Below are 16,517 nucleotides of genomic sequence, written 5' to 3' on the forward strand. Positions count from 1 at the left end.
CAAGAAGTCGTCAAGCGAGGCCTGCATAGGCCGCCTGCCCATCTTCCGGCTAGTGATCAGTCTGCCCAGGGTGTCAGATTTCGGCTGCGCATTTCAGCCAGCGTCCATTCGTACTCCCGCACGAGCTGGTCCACCACGTCGCCGCTGCGCATTTCCAGCGGCAGGACTTCCCAGGTGTAGGTCTCCATTTCGATGTGCTGGCATTTGGAGGGGTTTTGGGAGAGCCAGTCCATGGCACCAAGCAGGTGATCCCGTGTGCTGTCAAAACCGCCGCCGGGCTGGGCGTGGATGGGAATGTGGAAATGGACGCGCCATTCTTCGCCGAGGCTGCCGGGGCTGGCAGCGGCAAACTGCAGGGCGTCTGGCAGGTCCTTGAAGCGGCGCAGAGGCTCGTCCTTGCCGTAGCTGGCGATGACCTGGTGGAAGTACACCGGCTCGTCAAAGGCGTGCAGCTTGGACACGTTTTCGGGGGTGGGCTTGAGCTTGAGAGCGGAGCTGAAGTGAAGTTTGCTGATACGGATGCCGGCGCCGGTGATGCGTTTGAGCGCGGTTTGCGCGTCTTCGAACTCGATGGCGAGGTGGCAGGTGTCGTAGTTGAGGCCGACGAATTTGAAAAAGTCGCGGTCCTGCGGGTGGCGGTCGAGGTAGAGGCCGAAGAATTTGAGGGTTTCGCCGCTGGTTTCGAACAGTCCGAGGGGTTCGGGCTCGAGGCCGAGATGGAGGTCGTGGCCGGATTTGGCGGCGACTTTTTCGATGTGCTCGCGGCAGAGTCGGAGATTGGTGAAGATGGCCTGAAACTCGTCCGAGCCAATGGCGAAGGTTTTGTGTGAACCGGGCAGGGTGCTGACGCTGCCGCTGACACCCGGGGGCAGAAGCTGCGCGAGGATGTCGAAGAGCAGATTGGTGTATTCGAGCCGCTCAGGGGTGCTCCAGTCCGGCTTGAAGACGTGCTCCTTGACGCGGGTGCCGTGGAAGGAGCCGTAGGGGAAGCCGTTGATGGTGAAAACGTAGCAGCCATTGGCGTCCAGCCAGGCTTTGAATTCGTCGATTTTTCCGGGAGCGCTGAGTTCCAGGGCGGCCTGAAGGCTGAGGCGCAGGCCGATGCCGTAGGGGCTGCCACTGCTGACACGGTCCTTCACCCTCAGGGTGTAGTTTTTGAGGCCGTTCCAGGTTTCCTCCCACGTTTCTCCGCGGTGGATGTTGGTGCAGTAGCCGAGATGGATGCCGTGGTTGAGGAGCATGGTGCTAGGTGCTCAGAACGAAGCCCCGCGTCAAATGAATCGTCAGGCAAGTTGGCTCATCGGCCGGGCATAAAAAAGCGGGCGTCCTTTTCGGACGCCCGCTGTGAGGGAGGGAATGTGCGTGTCAGATCAAGGAATCACCTTCACAAAGATGTCCTTGTAGTAGGTGGTGCTCTTGGGGTCGTGGCCCTGGATGGCGAAGGTGCCTTCGCTGAGCTTGCGGCCGGGCATGTTTTTCAGCTCCTTGGCGGGGTCCCATCCTTCGGGCTCGACGAAGTCGACCGTGACCTTGCCGTTGACGGAAAGGGTGATGTGCTTGCCTTCGACCTTGATGAGGTAGTCAAACCATTCGCCGTCTGTGCTGGGAGCGAGGGGCACTTTGATATGCTTGCCGCCTTCGGGCTCTTTCTGGCCTTCCAGGAGGGCGAGGATGTTGATGACGCCATAGAGGCTGCCGGTTTTCTTGGGGTCGGTGTGGGTGCTGTTGACCTGGCACTCAAATCCTTTGTCCGGCCAGCCTTTGTCCTGGTACTGGGTGTGGAAGTACACGCCGCTGTTGGAGCCGGGGGTGGTTTTGACTTTGAGCTTGAGCTCGAAGTTTTGGAACTTGGCTTCGCCGGTTTCGCCGACGTAAAACAGATGGGCGCGGCCGCCGCTGACTTTGAGCTCGCCGTTTTCGACGGTGAAGACGCCGGGGACTTCTTCATTGGACTTCCAGCCGGTCAGGTCTTTGCCATTGAACATGGAAATCCAGCCGTCTTCGGCCTGGGAGGTGGTGAATGAGAGCGCCGCAAGGGCGGTGAGCGTGAGTTGTTTGAGCATAGAGAGGTTGGATTAACGTAAGGTCTGAGACGGGTCTAACGACTGAAGCGGCCCGGAAGGGGGGCAGCGGTCTGAGAAGGGCAGTGGTTTAACTGGCTTTTTTGGCCTTTTTCACTGCCGGGACGCTGAGGGTGGGCTCAATGGCCGCCTTTTTGACAGCGGGTGCGCTGAGATGGTTTTGCAGCGCTGCGCCGGTGACGCCAAGGAACTTGGCGGTGCGGTCGGCATCTTCGCTGAAATGACGAAATGCCAGGCGGGAGAGTTCGCGCTCCACCCATGGGAGGAGTTCGATGTCGGGGCTTTTTTCCGCCACGCTGACGAGCATGCTGAGGGCATCGCGCATGCGGGTGACGGTGCTGGAGGGGTCCATGTGGCGGGCGCCTTTGCTGCCAAGCGGAATGTCCGAGGGCAGAAGCACGTCGGAATTGCAGAGGGCGCAGGCGCGCTGGATGGTGTTTTCCAGTTCGCGGACATTGCCGGGCCAGTCGTAGGCGTCGAGCATGTCGAGCGCGTCATCGGTGAAGCGCATTTGCGGCCCACGGCGGCGTGCCGAGAGGCGGTGCAGGAAGAATTCAGCCAGCAGACGAACGTCTTCGCGGCGCTCGCGGAGCGGCGGAATGTGGATGCGGACGACGTTGAGGCGGTAGAACAAGTCCTCGCGGAAATTGCCCTTGGCGACTTCGTCTTCGAGATGCTTGTTGGTGGCGGCGAGGACGCGGACGTCGGTCTTGAGGGTCTGGTTGCTGCCGACGCGGGAGTACTGGCCCTCCTGGAGCACGCGCAGGAGCTTGCTCTGCACAGCCAGGGGCATGTCGCCGATTTCGTCGAGGAAGAGGGTGCCGCCGTCGCACTGTTCAAAGCGTCCGACGCGCTGATTCACCGCGCCGGTGAAGGAGCCTTTTTCGTGGCCGAAGATTTCGCTTTCGAGGAGGTTGTCAGGGATGGCCGTGACGTTGATGGCGACGAACTCCTTCTGGGCACGAGGGCTGAATTTGTGGATGGCACCGGCGACGAGCTCTTTGCCGCAGCCGCTCTCTCCGGTGATCATGACGGGGGCGTCAGAGCGGGAGACACGGCCGATGAGCTTGAAGACCTCCTGCATGGGCGCCGAACGGCCGATGATGGTCTCCTGAATCGATTCGGTGGGAACCTCCGCGCTCTGGGCGCGGGTGGCGTTGCGGGCCTCGATGGAGGTGAGGGCGCTTTCGACAACGGTGCGCAGCTCGTAGGGCAGGCGCTCCTTGCCGAGCACATCGTAGGCGCCAAGGCGCATGGCCTCGATGACGTGGCTGGTGGTGGCGGTGCCGCTGAAGAGGATGACCATGGACTGCGGATCGGTCTGGCGCAGCCGTTTGAGCAGCTCGATGCCGGTGGTGCCATTCAGACGGACTTCAGAGAGAAGCAGGTCGGCGCGCTTTTTCACATAGGAGGCCAGGGCGTCTTCGGCCCGCTCAAATGTGCTGATGGAAACGCCCGGTGCTTTCAGATGGGCGGCAGCCCATGCGAGAAAGTCGGCATCTGGATCCACGATAATGAGGTGGGTATCCGGGTTATCTGGCATTAGGCGTTAATTTTTGGGTTGGAAGTGCGTTATCGCAGCAATTGGGGGGGAGGTCAACATTCGTCATACGCCTCCGAAGCGGCGGTGGCGCTGGTGGAAGGCACGGATGGCGGTTTTCAGATCTTCCTTGGAGAAATCCGGCCAGAGCTTTTCGGTGATGTAAAACTCGGTGTAGCTGACCTGCCAGAGCAGGAAGTTTGACAGACGAACCTCTCCCGAAGTGCGGATAAGGAGGTCAGGATCTGGATAGTAGCGTGTGTAGAGATGCTTGCCGAACATTTCGACATCGATCATGGCTTTGTCCAGGTGTCCGCCTTCGATGCTGCGCAGCAGGCTTTTGACGCCGTCGATGATTTCCTCCCGGCCGCCGTAGCTGAGAGCCAGGATGAGGGTGAGGCCGGTGTTTTGGGAGGTGGCCTCAATGCAGCGGTGGAGCTCGTTCTGGCAGGACTGGGGCAGGTCGTGGAGACGGCCGATGGCCTGGAGCCGGACATTTTGCTTCATCATCAGGGGCAGCTCGCCACGGAGAAAGATTTCGAGCAGCTTCATCAGCGCCTCGACTTCGCGTTTGGGGCGCTTCCAGTTTTCAGAGGAAAAGGCGTAGAGGGTGAGGAATTCGACGCCGATTTCTCCGCAGCATTCGACGACCCGTCGCACGGTTTCCGCGCCGGCGCGGTGGCCTTCGGTGCGTGGCAGCCCCCGCTCTTTCGCCCAGCGACCGTTGCCGTCCATGATCATGGCTATGTGACGGGGAATGGGTTTCAGATCATCATTGGGGCGACTCATGCGAGGGGAAAATCTACTGCATGCCGCCCTGTGCGCCAGAAAGTTCTGCGTGCGCGCCCGTCTTGTGGCGGATTGCTGCAATCAGCTCGCGCAAGAAGCCGCACATGGGGTAAGTTTTTGCGCAAGATGAACCCAGGCACCACCGCCAGTCTGATCTGCCCGGCCTGCGGCCAGGCATTTCTCTCCATGCAGCAAAGCATGGAAGGCATGGTGCAGTGTCCGCATTGCGCGCATAATGCGCTGAGGGGCTATTTTGGCACGCAGGCCCAGGTGGCAGGGGTGGCGCAGGTGCGGAGGCGTGTTTCCCAGGCCCAGGCAGCACCAGTCCCGCCTGTTTTTGCGCAGCCTGCGGCGTGGCAGCCTGCCCAGCCGCCGCCGGTGCCCATGCCTACGATATCTGTGGCACGTCCGACTTTGCACCCTTCACAGGCGCTGCTGCCGACGGGTGGGCCGCCGCCGAGGGACGACTTCACGCCGCCGCCGCACCTGCGCAGCTCCCCCTGGCGCGGAATTTGTGCCGTGCTGGCGTTTGCGGCTGTGTGCGGTGGCGCTCTGTGGCTGTGGTGGGACAGTGTCAACGCATCGGCGGGCCAGCCTGGGGCCGTGGCAGGAGCGTCTCATGGCAAGGAACCGGTGCCGAATGAGCCGAGCGTGCCTCCAACGCAGATTTCCCGTGCCGTGATCCCGGCTCCGGATGCGGGAGCTGTGACCGCAGACACGAAAGCACTGGTTACGGAGCTGTTTGCTGCAGACAGCGCGGAAGGCCGGGCCGCCTGCATCCACGAGGCGGCCAAATACGGTGCTGAAATCGAAGCCTTGTTTGGTGGTGGTGCCAAAACGGAGCTTCGGCTGCTTTCCCGCATTCCTGGAATGCCGCAGACGCTGCCAGGTGGTGAGCCGGTGCTGGTGTTCAAGCTGGTGACTTCAGCCTGTGCCAATGGTGCTCTGGTGCGCCTGGAGAAGGGGGGCGATGGCAAACGCCGGATCAGCTGGCCGCTGCTGAGGGAGACCCACTCAGGGGCTCTGGCCGGCTTTCTCAAAAAGCCCGCAGGAGAGGCGGATTGGTTTTACGTCGCGCTGCGGCCCAGCCACGGTCTGGACATTGCTGTGGAGCTGCGTCCAAGGTACATCACGTTTGACGTGCAGGTTTCGGGCGGGGGGCAGCCGCATTTCGTGGCATGTGTCGAGCGTGACACGCCCCTGGGGCGCTTCATGGATCGTGAAACCGAGTGGGGGAAGTCGTATCTTGCCCGCCTGCTCGTGCGCAGACTCGACATCAAGTCTGATGCGCCGTGTGTGCTGGTCATTGATTGTGAAGGCGCACCTGAACGCTGAAGAGACGCAGCGGGTCACACTGCGTCTCTTTGGCAAGATTTGAGGCGTTCGGCCCGGCGTTATGAATTCTGGGGAGGCTCACCCGAGCGTTTTTCGTCTTCGCGGGCGAGTTCTTCCAGGGTCATTTCGCGGGTCGGAAGGTCTGCCGGATCTTCATCTGGCATCTGAGAACTCTGGTCCTCTCCCTGGTCTTCGACTTCGGAGTGTTCAACGTCTGGTGGTGGCGCGGATGGTTTGGCGGCGGGAGACTGGTAGTCGTCCTTGTCTTCGTCGTCGTCATCGGCTGAGGACCAGGGGTTGTAGTTTTCGTTGTCCCAGTCGTCGTTGGCAGATTCTTCCAGCGCTTTTTCGTCTTTGTCGATGTCGGCGTAGTACTCAGGGTAGGCGGCGCGGTCTTTCTTCTCCATGAAGTAAGCGAGCCAGATGCAGGTCTCATACAGCACATAGAGGGGGCCTGCGAGCACCAGCATGGTGAAGGGGTCGGGGGTGGGGGTGACGACAGCCGCAAAAATGGCGATGGCGACGATGGCGTAGGAGCGCGTCGTGCTCATGAGCTTGTAGTTGAGGAAGTCGAGCTTCACCAGGACCATGACGATGACCGGCAGCTCAAAGGCGACGCCGAAGAGCAGGATGAAGCGGGTGGCAAACTTCACGTAGCCGTCCAGCCGCCAGCCGTTGGACATGCCCAGGCTCTCATTGAAGGTGTAAAAGAATTCGAGCGCCTTGGGGAGCACGACGTAGAAGGCGAAGCTGGCACCCAGAAGAAACAAGCCGGCACCGATGCCGATGGCGGGGAAAATGGCCTTTTTTTCCTCAGGTTTCAGCCCTGGAAGGACAAACTGCAGCAAGAATAAGAGCAGCAAGGGGAAGGATAAAATCACCGCGGCGATCAGGGCCAGATTCATGACCATGAGGAAGCCTTCCTGAGGTGTCAGGATCTGCAGCATGGCCTTGAGCTGCTCCTGGGTTTTGATGACTCCGGTGGCCCAGAGCGGGTGCTTGATGATCTCAAAGAGCTGCTCGTAGAAGCAGAACGTGATGATCGTGGAGACCAGCAGCGTCATGGCCATGCGCACGATCATTTTGCGCAGGTCCTCGAGGTGATCGAGGAAGGGTTTTTCCTCATCGCCTTTGCCGCCCAGATTCAGGGCGACTTTTTCGCGAACTTTGAAGACTTTTTGGAGTAGGCCGGACCACATGGGAGTGAGGGGGGAAGGAAGTTGCGGGTGCGCAGGGCTAGAGCAGTCCTTTGGCCGCGATCCGCGCGTAGAGAGCCAGCGTCAGGGCGTTGGTGATCGCATTGGCAGCAATCATCCCACGCAGTTCTCCCGCGCTGACAAACCGCACGTCGCTGATGTGTTCGCTGCCATCCGGTTCCGGACGGCTGACGACACACACGGGCTTCGCCGTAAACAGATAAACGATCTCGTCGGTAAAACCTTGCGAAGGAAAATACCAGCCAAGCGGCTGGAGCGTGCCCAGATCCGGGTGGAGCGCGCAGCCGCACTCCTCACGGAGTTCATTTTGAATGGTGTGGATGACGGACTCACGGGTCACTGCGGTGTCGATCTGACCGGCGGGAAATTCCCACATGGTCTGCATGACGGGGAGGCGCTCCTGATGAACCATGACGAAGCGGCCGTCCTCCAGCACGGGGGCGATGGCCACGGCGGCCTTGCGCTTGACCACCATCCAGGGAACCTCTGTTCCACGGCTTGGGGTGGTGAAATGAGCTTTTTCGACCCCGACGTGGGGATTGAAAAACAGGGCTTCGCTGCGGGTTTTCTGCCAGCCGGGCTCGGCTCCTGGGGTGTAGAGGTCAAAATCCGGAATCTGCATGCAGGTCACTCAGGGGTGAGGGCTTTGCGCCAGCGTGCAAGCTGAGCTTTCACGTTCTGCGGAGATGGGGCGCCGATGCCTTTGCGGGCCGTCATGGCGGTTTCCAGGTTCAGGCAGGCAGTCACGTCGGCTTCGAAGGCCGGTGAGAAGCGCTGGAATTCTTCAAGCTTCATGTCGCCGAAAGTGCGCTGCTGCTCGATGGAGTAGGCCACCAGTTTGCCGATGACTTCGTGGGCCTGACGGAAGGGGACGCCATGATTGACGAGATAGTCGGCGAGATCGGTGGCCAGGAGCATGGGGTCGCTGGCGGCGGCGGTGGTTTTGGCCTGGTTGACGTCCATGCCTGTGATCATCTCGGTGAAGACTTCGAGCGCGATGACGGTGGTGTCGATGGAGTCGAAGAGGGGTTCCTTGTCTTCCTGCAGGTCGCGGTTGTAGGTCATGGGCAGGCCTTTGAGCAGGGTGAGGATGCTCATGAGATTGCCGATGAGGCGTGCGGATTTGCCGCGAGTGAGCTCGGCGACATCCGGGTTCTTTTTCTGCGGCATCAGGGACGAGCCGGTGGTGTGGGCGTCGCTGAGGGTGACGAAACCGAACTCGGCGCTGGCCCAGAGGATGACGTCTTCGCTGAGGCGGGAGAGATGAACTCCGAGGAGGGAAATAGCGAAGAGAAGCTCGGCGACGAAATCGCGGTCGCTGACGGCATCCATGGAATTTTGAGTCACACCAGCAAAGCCGAGCTGCTGGGCCACAAATTCGCGGTCGAGGATGATGGTGCTGCCCGCCAGTGCGCCAGAGCCGAGGGGCATGACGTTGAGGCGCTGGCGGCAGTCGGCGAGGCGGGAGGCGTCACGTGCGAGCATCTCCACGTAGGCGAGGAGGTGATGGGCGAATAGGACGGGCTGGCCACGCTGCAGATGGGTGTAGCCGGGCATGACGGTGTCTCCGCCGCGCTCGGCACACTCGACGAGGGCCGCCTGCATGGAGGAAATGAGCCCGAGGATGCGGGTGATCTCCGTGCGGCAATACAGGCGCACGTCTGTGGCCACCTGGTCATTGCGGCTGCGGGCGGTATGGAGCTTGGCACCTGCGGGACCAATACGCCGGGTGAGCTCGGACTCGATGTTCATGTGGACGTCTTCGAGAGACTCCTTGAACTCAAAGTCTCCTGCCTCGATCTGATGGCGGATCGCCAGCAGACCGGTTTCGATCTGATGCTGCTCCTCAGAGGTCAGGATGCCTGCTTTGAGCAGTCCTTTGGAGTGAGCGATCGAACCGGCGATGTCGTGGGGGTAGAGCCTCCAGTCAAACGACACAGATTCTCCGTAGCGCTGAACGAGAGCGCTGGTTTCCTGAGCAAATCGGCCTTTCCACATAAAATTTGAGGGCGCGCAGACTAGCGGCTTTCAGCGGCGGTGCAACCGCTGTGGCAAGTGTGTGGAAAGAGGCTGAAATGAGCCTGGGAGCACAAAATCTGCTCAAAGTACGCATTTGCCAGAATGGAGGTTCTTGTTAATCTCAACGCAAAGTTTGCGACAGAGTCTCAATTGCAGCACCGTTTTCTCTTTATCATGCCAGCCGCCACTTTAGCTGAACTCCCCGTTGGCTCCGAAGCCATCGTACAGGCCATGCCCACAGGGCGGTCCGGCCTCACCCGGCTGCGTGAGATGGGCATCGTCCCCGGGACACGCGTGCGGGTGACGCGCCGTGCTCCTCTGGGTGAGCCCATCGAGATCTGCGTGCGCGGCTCCCACCTTTCCATGCGCAATCATGAGGCGGCATTCATCGCCATCTCCCCCGCCGCCGCATGAGCCAGGCCACCACTGAGATACCGCTCATCGCCATCGTGGGGAACCCGAACTCCGGGAAGACCACGCTTTTCAACCTGCTCACCGGGCTGAAGCAGAAGGTGGCCAACTACCCCGGGGTGACCGTGGAGAAGAAAATCGGCGAGTGCTACAGCCAGCACGGCAAAAAGCTGCGGCTGATCGACCTGCCAGGGGCTTACAGCCTGAACGCGCGCTCTCCAGATGAGGCGGTGCTGCGTGATGTGCTGCTGGGGCGCCGGCCGGAGACGCCGCGCCCGGACCGGGTGGTCTGTGTGGTGGATTCGGCCAACTTGGAGCGTAATTTTTATCTTGTCAGCCAGGTGCTGGAGCTGGGGCTGCCGACGATCCTGGTGTTGAACATGGTGGATGTGGCCGAGCAGCGTCAATGGCGCATTGATGCCGCCAAGCTGTCTGAACTGCTGGGGGTGCCGGTGGTGAAGACCCAGGCAGTCTCCGGGCAGGGCCTGATCGAGCTGAAACAGGCCCTCAGCCGTGCGGACCTGACCCTGCCGAAGTGGAAAAGCGCCGTGCTTCCCGAAGGGGTCAAGAAGGCGCTGGAGCAAAGCCGAGGTCCGCTCTGTGAGACGGGGGCGATCCACGCCAGAGCGTCCCTGCTGGAGCCTCTGTACCTGCTGTCAGGGCATGACCCGACGCACTATGGAATCGCGGATTCACAGATGAGCCGAGTGCATGAACTGAGGCAGAGCATCGACGCTGCCTTTCCGGGCTGGGAAGATGAACTGGTGACGGAGCGCTACCGGGGAATCGAGGCGCTTTGCAGCGAGGTGCTCAAACGGCCAGAGCAGGAGGCGCAGACACTGACCAGCAAGCTGGACCGGATTTTTCTGCACCCGGTGCTGGGTTTTGTGAACATGCTGGTGGCGCTGATGGTGCTGGCTTACCTCATTTTCTCCGTGGCCGCCGTGCCGATGGACTGGATTGATGGTGGGTTTGGCCAGCTCGGCAGCTGGGTGGAAGGACTGATGGGGGAAGGGGACCTGAGGGATCTCATCGTCAACGGAGTGATTCCTGGTGTGGGCGGGGTGGTCATCTTCCTGCCGCAGATCGTGATCCTGTTTTTCTTCATCGGCATCATGGAAGACACGGGCTACATGGCGCGGCTGGCCTTCATCATGGACTGGGCGATGAGCAAGGTGGGGCTGAATGGAAAATCCTTCCTGCCTTTCCTCAGCTCGTATGCCTGCGCTGTGCCGGGGGTGATGGCGGCCCGGACGATCGACAATCCGAAAGACCGGCTCATCACCATCCTGATAGCGCCGCTGGCCTCATGCTCTGCGCGTTTGCCGGTGTACACGCTTTTGATCGGAGTTTTGTTTCCCACGGGGAAGGTGGGGGCGCTGACACAGGCCGCGCTGTTTGCGGGCCTGTACGCGCTGGGAACGGGTGGTGCCTTTGTTTTCGCCTGGATTTTCAGCCGCAGCATCATGAAGGGGGCTGTCAGCCCGATGATTCTGGAAATGCCGCCCTACAAGCGTCCGGCCCTGAGGTCCATCCTGCTGCTGGTGTGGCAACGTGCGAAGGCGTTCCTGGTTCGGGCCGGTACGATCATCCTGGGCATTTCCATTCTGATCTGGGCCGCATCCACCTACCCCAAAAGCAACACGGAGGACAAGGCGAAGCAGCTGGAATACAGCTTTGCCGGGCAGGCGGGCCGTCTGATCGAGCCTGCCATCAAGCCCCTCGGGTATGACTGGAAAATCGGCATCGGCCTGATCGGCAGTTTTGCCGCCCGCGAGGTCTTCAATTCGACGATGGCGGTGGTCTATGCGGTGGAGAGTGACGACGAGGAAAACCTCGACCCGCTGCGTGACAAGCTGGCAGCCGAGCGCAAGCCGGACGGGAAGCCAGTCTATACTCCGCTGGTGTGCATCAGCCTGCTGGTATTTTACGTCTTCGCCATGCAGTGCATCAGCACGACGGCGATTGTGAAGCGGGAAACGGGCTCCTGGAAATGGGCGTTGTTTCAGCTCGGATATATGACGGGAACGGCGTATGTACTTAGCCTGCTGATTTTCCAGATTGGCAGCGCGCTGGGCTACTAACCTCTCCACACCATGAACGCAGACTGGCAATCCATCGCAGCGATCGGGGTCGTGCTTGTAACGATCGCCTTGTTCATCATCCGCTCTGCCAAGCGCCGGAAGAAGCCGGGCTGCGGCGGCAGTTGCGGGTGTGGGAAATGAGGCGCAGGGTGTGCCACGGCCATGATTACTGTTGATCTCTGTACGTTTGACCCTGGCGCTGCGGCCAAAACGCCGGCGGCATTTGCCGCGGTGGTGGTGGACTGTGTGGAAGCCTCCTGGGACAGCGGGGCAGACCTTGTGCTGCTGCCGGAATTTACCTGGGTGGGCCTGGAGCCGCTGGTCGAGCCGAGAACGCTCAGGCGGGTGGCCGAGGTTTTCTGGGGCGAAGTGCTGCCGGCGGTGAAATCTCTGCTGATCCGTCCTAGGAAGGCGGTGGTGCTGGGTACTGTGCCGTTCTGGCACGAGGAGAGCCAGGAATTGCGTAACCGTGCCCCGATCCTGGTGGAGGAAAACATCCTGTTTCAGGACAAACTGCACCTGACACCGTGGGAGGCGGAGTTTTCACCGGGCACTGAACTGCGACTGTGGGAATTTGGCGGGCTGCGATTTGCGGTGGTGATCTGCCTGGACATTGAGATCCCCGAAATCAGCGTGCGGCTGCGTGGTGCAGGGGTGGACATGATCCTGGTGCCGAGTGCCACGGAGACCCTCCTGGGGGTGGAACGGGTGGACCGCTGTGCCTCGGCACGCGCGGTGGAGCTGGGTTGCATCGTCGGAGTATCTCACCTGACAGGCAAGGCTGACGCCGGACTGATCGATGAAAATGTGGGGCGCACAGCGGTGTATTTCCCTTCGCAGGCGGCGTTCCGAGAGGAGCCGAGGTGGAACGAGAGCGCGGTGTATGAGGGCGGGATTCAGAAGCAGCGGCTGACCCTTGATCCCAAGCGGCTGCAGATCATGCGCCGGATGCCCCAGGAAACGAATCCCTCGTTGCTGAAAAAAATGCCTGCCTTCGAACTGGTGGTGGGCTGATCCCTGCGCTGGTCAAGCCTTGGCTTTGGACCGGGTGGAAGCATGGCCTGCGACCTTGGTGTCGGACTTGTGCCTGGCCGACTTTCTGGGGGCAGGCTTCTCATTCTCAGCCTCTGGGGTGCGTTTTGAGGACCGGGCTTCGTTTTCTTCAGCGCGCTTCTTTTCACCTTCGGTGGGGACGAGGCGTGCCACTTCGATGGGCTGAGCAGAAGTTGTGGACGGGGCATTGAGCGCGGGTGAGCCGTCCCCATCGGTCACGACCTCAGCAGGTTTTTCCTTTTCGCTGGGGGGAAGGTGGCCTTTGGTGATGACCACTTTGGCGCCGACATTGACGTTGTCGAAAAGATCAACCACATCTTTCATTCCCATGCGTACGCAGCCGTAGCTGGCGGGTTGGCCGAGGCGATTTTCCTCCGGGGTGCCATGGATGTAAATGTAACGGTTGAAGGCGTTTTTGTTGGTGGTCTCCATGCCTCTGAGCCAGAGGATGCGGGAGACGATGGGGTCACGGCCTGGAGCGTTGGGTTTGAGCACTTCACCGTTCCAGCGGCGGCTTTTCAGCACGGCCCCTGCAGGCAGGCCTTTGCCGATTTTGGCGATGACCTCATGCTGACCCAGGGGCGTGCGATTGCTGCCTTTCTGGTCGCCGAGGCCGAATTTTGAAGTCGAGATGACATACTCCTTGGTGAGTTTGCCCTCACTGTAGATGCCGAGTTTTTGATCTTTGACACTGACCACGACATCTCCTTTGGGTGGCGTAGTGCATTGGCTGAGGGAGCCAGCCAGCAGGACACCCGCGACTGCCTTGACCAAGCAGTCAGCAAAACAGGGTTTTCTAAAAGTCCGGCTAAAAAGCAGCATGTGCTAGAAGAATGATATAAACTAAGATGTTCGCAACTCTGAATTAATACTTTGGTCAACGCCAGCAAGCTGGCATGTATTTCGCAAGACCCGTGCCATTTGAGCGATTGATACTTGTCCCAAGGGATAGCATGGCACTCTTTGACCCGTTTTACAACTCTAGCAACCATGGACGAACTACCTCTGCACATCCGCCCTTTTGAGGAGCAAGATTTGTCGCAACTGCGACAAATTACGGTGGCTTCCTTCGGAAGTGTCGCTCTGGAGCAGATGCTGGAGCACAAATTTGGCCTCTGGAATGAGCGGGACTGGAAGGTACGCAAGGCAAGCCACATCGACGACGACGTGGCCCAGTGCCCGGAGGGCTGCTTTGTGGCCGAGCGTGGCGGTGAGATTCTGGGCTACATTACCACCCGGCTGGACCGGGTGAATGAGCGGGGGCGTATTCCCAACATCGCCGTGGTGGAAAGCGCCCGAGGGCTGGGGCTGGGGCGCCGTCTCATCCAGCACGCGCTCGACTACATGCGGACGGAGGGGATGAAACTGGCGCAGATCGAGACGATGGCCTCCAATGCCATCGGCCAGCACCTTTATCCGAGCTGTGGTTTTGAGGAGGTCGCCCGCCAAGTGCACTATGCGATGAAGCTGTGATCCTCCCCCCCGGCCGGATGTCTGCGGGTTTGCATTGTCCCCCAAACTGGTCGATACACCCTGCCTCCTACCTCTAGAAACGCTTGTGACCACCCCACGCAGACCCGAAAACACCCCGAAGAAACCCTCCCTTTTCAGCCGCTTCAAAGCTGGGCTGAAACGTGTCATTGGTGGAGGCAAGAAGAAGGAACCGCCCCATGTGCCTGCCAAAGAGCATGGACATGCGAAAGATCATCACCCTGCCACCATCCACGCCCACAAGCGTCCGCATGAGGACAAACCCCGTGAGCCAGGCGCCCGCCCGCCACGTGAGCGTGAGGGACGCCCGCCGCGCGAACGTGACGGACGCCGCGGCGGACCACGAGGCCGTGACCGGGATGAGAAGCGCCCCGCACGTGGCCCCCGCGAAGACAAGCCTGTGCGTGAAAACCACGCTCCGGTGCCGCCGCCGCCTGCCCCGCCCGTGCCAGAAGGCCCGTACCCGGAGGCGTTTGAAGTGCTGGGTCTTTCGCCTGCTGTTTTGGCGGCTGTGCGCGAAAGCGGCTATGAGAAGCCCACGACGATCCAGGAGAAGTCGATCCCCATCATCCTGACCGGCAAAGATGTGGTCGGCGCATCCCAGACAGGTACTGGCAAGACCGCTGCCTTTGCACTGCCGACGCTCACCCGCATGGGGGCTCCGGGGAAATTCCGTGTGCTCGTCCTCGAACCTGTCCGTGAGCTGGCAGCGCAGGTCGTTGAGCAGTTTGAGAAATACGGCAAGCACACCGGACTGCGGGTTCTTCTCGTGCATGGTGGTGTGGGTTATGAAAAGCAGCGCAAAGGTTTGCAGCAGGGGGTGGACATCGTGGTGGCCACACCGGGACGCCTGCTCGATTTCATGCAGGAAGGCATCGCTGACCTGCGCGACGTGGAGGTGCTGATTCTGGATGAAGTGGACCGCATGCTCGACATGGGCTTTCTGCCTGATGTGCGTCGAATCGTGGAGAAGACACCGACTGCACGGCAGACGCTGTTTTTCTCGGCGACCATGCCACCCCAGATCAAGAGTCTGGCGGATTTCGCGCTCAAAGATCCCGAAAGCATCGAGGTTGGCATCCGCGCCTCGACTGCGGAGACCGTGAGCCACTACATGTACCCCGTGGCAAGCGATCAGCGCATGGAGCTCCTGCTCGCGATCCTGAAGCAGACCCATTTCGAAAGCGTCATGATCTTCACGCGCACCAAGGTGCAGGCTGACCAGATCTACTCCGCGCTGAACCAGCTCAATGAGTACAAGGTGGCCGTCATGCACTCGGACATCGGCCAGCGCGACCGTGAGCGTGCGCTGCAAGGTTTCCGCTCGGGCGAATTTGAAATCATCGTGGCAACCGACCTGGCCGCACGCGGCCTGGATGTGAGCAGCGTGACCCATGTCATCAACTACATGGTGCCGGAGCATTCGGAGGATTATGTGCACCGGATCGGGCGGACGGGCCGTGCGCAAAAAGAAGGGGATGCATTCACTTTGTTTGCGGCAGACGAACTGATGAACGTGGCCTCAATCGAGCGGCTCATCAGTCAGAAGATCGAGCGTCGGAAACTGGAAGGCTTCCCCTACAAGTACACGACGGCTCTCGACGACGAGGACCGCGCGCGCGCCATCCTTACCGGCCGGAAAAAGAAGAAGCGGCGGTAAAGCGCATGAGCGCCCAGGCTTTGAGCCGCTGATAGTGGAATGCCGGTGATGGCATGCCCGGGCGGGGCATGACCAGTGCCTTGAGCATCTGCTGGAGGCTGCGCGTGGCGCCCAGCCAGGCGACATGGAGCTTGTAACGGCGCGCGAAATGAAACACAAGCTGCGCAAACTCGAATGTCCGGTCATGACCGCTGCGGTCGTAGCCAAAACGCAGGGGCAGGCGCTTGCAGATGTGGCCCAGCCGCAGCTGCTCGATGGCCCAGGCGTAATCTTCGGCTGTGAGCAGTGTTTCATCGAAGGGGACGGCCTCCCATGCTTTGCGGCGGATCATGCCCATGCTGTTGCTGTAGATGGAGCCAAACTTGAGTCCTTTGACGAGCAACTCATCCCAGGTGATGGCATCGCTGTAGTATGGGTCGTCGTCCCACTTTGCACTGACACAGGCGACACGCGGGTTTTCAAAAGCCGCGCACATTTGCTCCAGGGCATCGTCATCATCCAGGGTGGTATGAGAGCTCAGAACCAGTATGAGATCGGTCTGCAGATGCGTGAGGCCGTAATTGAGCACGCGTGCATGGTGGTAGGGCTGCGTCCATGCGACCACACTGCCGCCTGCCTGAGTGATGAGTGCTGCTGATCCGTCGGTGCTGCCTGTGTCCACGCCGAGAATGGTGTGGGGGCGGAGGGTCTGCGCGTGCAGCCGGTGAAGGACACGAGGCAGCGTGGCGGCGGAGTTTTTGAAACGGATCAGGATGCCTAGGGTGGGACGCATGAAGCGGATGGTCTGTGGGCAAGACTACGTGCGTGTGGAAAGATTTGCCCCCCCCGCAATCGGGG

16 protein-coding genes are annotated in these 16,517 nt (G+C 60.6%); 7 read left to right on the forward strand and 9 right to left on the reverse strand.

Annotated features, from left to right (window positions below):
- Positions 1-56: 56 nt before the first annotated feature.
- The 4 genes from eboE to ACZ5WW_RS20770 all read right to left on the reverse strand — a co-directional run bounded on the left by eboE (position 57) and on the right by ACZ5WW_RS20770 (position 4,410).
- Positions 57-1,241, reverse strand: coding sequence for a metabolite traffic protein EboE (gene eboE / locus ACZ5WW_RS20755; RefSeq protein WP_377162433.1), 1,185 nt, complete (start codon positions 1,239-1,241; stop codon positions 57-59).
- 129 nt (positions 1,242-1,370) lie between these two features.
- A complete protein-coding gene (locus ACZ5WW_RS20760; RefSeq protein ID WP_377162435.1) occupies positions 1,371-2,063 on the reverse strand; it encodes a 3-keto-disaccharide hydrolase in 693 nt (230 codons plus the stop codon).
- Positions 2,064-2,151: 88 nt separating this feature from the next.
- Positions 2,152-3,624: a sigma-54-dependent transcriptional regulator gene (locus ACZ5WW_RS20765; protein WP_377162437.1), complete on the reverse strand. Its 1,473-nt coding sequence runs from the start codon at positions 3,622-3,624 to the stop codon at positions 2,152-2,154.
- Positions 3,625-3,687: 63 nt separating this feature from the next.
- The gene (locus ACZ5WW_RS20770; RefSeq protein ID WP_377162439.1) at positions 3,688-4,410 is read right to left on the reverse strand and encodes an isoprenyl transferase; all 723 of its coding nucleotides are present in this window, start codon (positions 4,408-4,410) and stop codon (positions 3,688-3,690) included.
- A gap of 126 nt (positions 4,411-4,536) precedes the next feature.
- Here ACZ5WW_RS20770 and ACZ5WW_RS20775 point away from each other — a divergent pair, with 126 nt between their 5' ends.
- Positions 4,537-5,745 carry a hypothetical protein gene (locus ACZ5WW_RS20775; protein WP_377162441.1) on the forward strand — a complete coding sequence of 403 codons (1,209 nt, stop codon included), beginning with the start codon at positions 4,537-4,539 and terminating at the stop codon, positions 5,743-5,745.
- 59 nt (positions 5,746-5,804) lie between these two features.
- Here ACZ5WW_RS20775 and tatC read toward each other — a convergent pair whose 3' ends face one another.
- From tatC to argH, 3 genes are read right to left on the reverse strand one after another with little or no spacing between them, the layout of a single operon-like run.
- Complete coding sequence (tatC, locus tag ACZ5WW_RS20780; protein WP_377162443.1) at positions 5,805-6,944, reverse strand: twin-arginine translocase subunit TatC; 1,140 nt, start codon at positions 6,942-6,944, stop codon at positions 5,805-5,807.
- A gap of 37 nt (positions 6,945-6,981) precedes the next feature.
- Positions 6,982-7,584 (reverse strand): NUDIX hydrolase, encoded by a 603-nt coding sequence (locus ACZ5WW_RS20785; protein WP_377162445.1) that lies wholly within the window; start codon positions 7,582-7,584, stop codon positions 6,982-6,984.
- 5 nt (positions 7,585-7,589) lie between these two features.
- The gene (argH, locus tag ACZ5WW_RS20790) at positions 7,590-8,960 is read right to left on the reverse strand and encodes an argininosuccinate lyase (RefSeq protein WP_377162447.1); all 1,371 of its coding nucleotides are present in this window, start codon (positions 8,958-8,960) and stop codon (positions 7,590-7,592) included.
- A 195-nt stretch (positions 8,961-9,155) separates the two neighbouring features.
- On the opposite strand from argH, the gene ACZ5WW_RS20795 reads away from it, so the two are divergent.
- From ACZ5WW_RS20795 to ACZ5WW_RS20810, 4 genes are read left to right on the forward strand one after another with little or no spacing between them, the layout of a single operon-like run.
- Positions 9,156-9,395 carry a FeoA family protein gene (locus tag ACZ5WW_RS20795; protein ID WP_377162449.1) on the forward strand — a complete coding sequence of 80 codons (240 nt, stop codon included), beginning with the start codon at positions 9,156-9,158 and terminating at the stop codon, positions 9,393-9,395.
- Positions 9,392-11,476, forward strand: coding sequence for a ferrous iron transport protein B (gene feoB, locus ACZ5WW_RS20800; protein ID WP_377162451.1), 2,085 nt, complete (start codon positions 9,392-9,394; stop codon positions 11,474-11,476). The genes ACZ5WW_RS20795 and feoB overlap by 4 nt, the downstream gene beginning before the upstream one ends.
- A 12-nt stretch (positions 11,477-11,488) precedes the next feature.
- Positions 11,489-11,617, forward strand: a complete 129-nt coding sequence (locus tag ACZ5WW_RS20805; RefSeq protein ID WP_377162453.1) for a FeoB-associated Cys-rich membrane protein — start codon at positions 11,489-11,491, stop codon at positions 11,615-11,617.
- Positions 11,618-11,638: 21 nt separating this feature from the next.
- Positions 11,639-12,490 (forward strand): nitrilase-related carbon-nitrogen hydrolase, encoded by an 852-nt coding sequence (locus tag ACZ5WW_RS20810; RefSeq protein ID WP_377162455.1) that lies wholly within the window; start codon positions 11,639-11,641, stop codon positions 12,488-12,490.
- Positions 12,491-12,502: 12 nt separating this feature from the next.
- Here the strand turns inward: ACZ5WW_RS20810 and ACZ5WW_RS20815 are convergent, their stop codons facing one another.
- Entirely contained in the window at positions 12,503-13,303 is an 801-nt protein-coding gene (locus ACZ5WW_RS20815; RefSeq protein ID WP_377162457.1) for a L,D-transpeptidase family protein, read from the reverse strand.
- 216 nt (positions 13,304-13,519) lie between these two features.
- On the opposite strand from ACZ5WW_RS20815, the gene ACZ5WW_RS20820 reads away from it, so the two are divergent.
- Positions 13,520-14,002, forward strand: coding sequence for a GNAT family N-acetyltransferase (locus ACZ5WW_RS20820; protein ID WP_377162459.1), 483 nt, complete (start codon positions 13,520-13,522; stop codon positions 14,000-14,002).
- Positions 14,003-14,087: 85 nt separating this feature from the next.
- Positions 14,088-15,680 carry a DEAD/DEAH box helicase gene (locus ACZ5WW_RS20825; RefSeq protein WP_377162461.1) on the forward strand — a complete coding sequence of 531 codons (1,593 nt, stop codon included), beginning with the start codon at positions 14,088-14,090 and terminating at the stop codon, positions 15,678-15,680.
- On the opposite strand, the gene ACZ5WW_RS20830 is transcribed toward ACZ5WW_RS20825, so the two are convergent.
- Complete coding sequence (locus ACZ5WW_RS20830) at positions 15,649-16,452, reverse strand: glycosyltransferase family 2 protein (RefSeq protein ID WP_377162463.1); 804 nt, start codon at positions 16,450-16,452, stop codon at positions 15,649-15,651. The genes ACZ5WW_RS20825 and ACZ5WW_RS20830 overlap by 32 nt on opposite strands.
- Between the last annotated feature and the right edge of the window lie 65 nt (positions 16,453-16,517).

This window comes from Prosthecobacter fluviatilis (assembly GCF_055388355.1).